Genomic DNA, 2,023 nt, shown 5'->3' on the forward strand with positions numbered 1-2,023 from the left:
GCGCCGCCCATACAGCCTTGAGATCGGCGGCGAGCGCGGTGACGTGTATTGGCGACAGAAGTGATGGCTCCGATGTCGAGGCATCATGCGCGGCAATCCTGCTCTCGATCTCGCCGACACGCGTAAGCGCCCGGTTCCATCGCAACTCCAGTTCCGCCGCGACCAGCCGGTTCTGCGGATCGATGGCGTCGTATTGCCGGAACGCCCGATCGGCGTTGTAGCGTGCCGCCTCGCGATCGCGCATCAGAGCATCGCGGACCTGATCGCGGCGACTGGCCGCTTGCGCTTCGGCCTCGACGGCCGCGGCTATCGCTGCCGGCTCGACAACCCGCAGAAGAGCTTCCTCGATGGCGTCGTCGACGCGTAGTCCACCGAAGGCGATGCAACGCGGCTCGCCATTGTCAAGCAGACCACGCCAGCAGGAATAGCGCGGAATGTTGTGCTTGGTTCCCGTGTAGCGGACCGTCAGCTTGCGGCCGCAGCGCCGGCAGCGGACAAGGCCGGCGAGCAGAGCGTCGCCATGCTTGGGCGCCCCGTGATGCCGGCTCGTGGGCACGTTGTCGCTCACCATCTTGCGGATCGCTTCCGCCCTTTCCCAGCTGACGTAGCCTTCGTGTGCACCCGGGATCAGCGCCAGCCATTCATCACGCGCCTTACGGCGGCTGCGCGAACGAATGGCTGTTGCATCATATCCCGACGCAGCACGAGTCTTACCATAGGCATAGGCGCCGCCGTAGATCGGGTTCTCGATCATTCGGTGGATGGTCGCATAGCTTGGCCTGCGCCAGACCACATCGCCATTGTTGCGCTTGGCAGGCAAATCCAGCCCATGTTCGAGGAACCAGAGCAGGGCCTGGCGGGCACTGCCGAGTTCCGCCACCTTGTCAAACACAAGGGTGATGGCCTCCTGCATGCGACGGTCGGGATCCTTCTCCAGCCGGTCGCCGACCTTCACGAAGCCGACCGGGGAAGCGACGACGAGTTCACCGCGCCGGGCCTTCTCATAGCGGGCCGACAAGGAGCGCTGACGCAGAAGATCGAGCTCATACTCGTTGAGACTGCCCTTCAATCCCAGCAGCAGCCGGTCATTGCCCTGGCGCGGTGCGTAGACCGTCTCCTGGTCGATCAGCACGGTATCGACGACGCGGCACATCTCGATGAGCTGCTGCCAGTCGCGGCTGTTGCGGGCGAAGCGCGATACCTCCCGCGCCGCAACCGCCCCAACCTTGCCGAGACAGACTGCTGCGACCATCCGATCGAAGCCCGCTCGCGCGACACCGCCAGCAGCAGAGCGGCCGAGATCGTCATCGACCGTCTCGATGCAAGACCAGCCGAGCGCGACCAGGCGATCGCGCATCGCATACTGCAGGGCGCTGCTCTCACGATTGTGCAGAACCTGATGGGCCGAGGACTGCCGCACATAAAGGATCGCCTTTCGCTCCAGATGGTGGGGCCGGATCTTCTCATGCATCATGGCGTGCCTCCTCCCGTGGAACGGCGCGCTCGCCGTCGACGTGGTTGAGGATCAGGCGCACCATCAGCTTTGTCAGCGTCAGGCGCGTCTCTTCCGGCAGCGCCTGCCATGGTGGCATCTGCGCGGTCTCCGCATCGTGCGGGTTGGAGAACAGATCGAACTGATATGTCGTGGGCTGGCGCGGCATGGACCTCTCCCCGATTCGCGTCGTGAGGATCCGATGCTGCGCCCGAAACCTCCAATTGCGATGGGGTGTGGGAATTGGCCGTCGCGTCCTGCAGCAGTGTCACCAAGACGCCAAGCGTTCTGGGATCGACATGTGGGGCAGCGGCAATGCGCCACGCGGTGCAGACCGCGCGATCAAACATCCAGGCCGGAACCTCCAGCCACCGATCGGAGGCGTGGCCAGAGAGACTGCAGCGGAAAACCTCCCGGTCAGCCTTCTCGATCACCTCATGAACGTGAACACAACGCCCGGCCCAGGGATGCCATGGATAAAGAAACTTGCGTTCCTCGGTCCCGTGGGCGTTCTCTCGTCGTGTTGTACAA

The 2,023-nt window shown here is 64.1% G+C and carries 2 protein-coding genes; both read right to left on the reverse strand.

What is annotated here, in order from left to right; genetic code table 11:
- A partial coding sequence (locus NKH04_RS33045; RefSeq protein WP_353045602.1) for a recombinase family protein occupies window positions 1–1,474 on the reverse strand: 1,474 nt, incomplete at its 3' end.
- Window positions 1,464–1,661, reverse strand: coding sequence for a hypothetical protein (locus NKH04_RS33050; RefSeq protein ID WP_023672821.1), 198 nt, complete (start codon window positions 1,659–1,661; stop codon window positions 1,464–1,466). The genes NKH04_RS33050 and NKH04_RS33045, both read right to left, overlap by 11 nt.
- Window positions 1,662–2,023 lie beyond the last annotated feature (362 nt).

The sequence above is a fragment of the Mesorhizobium sp. M1365 genome (assembly GCF_040317865.1).
Taxonomy (GTDB): Bacteria; Pseudomonadota; Alphaproteobacteria; order Rhizobiales; family Rhizobiaceae; genus Mesorhizobium.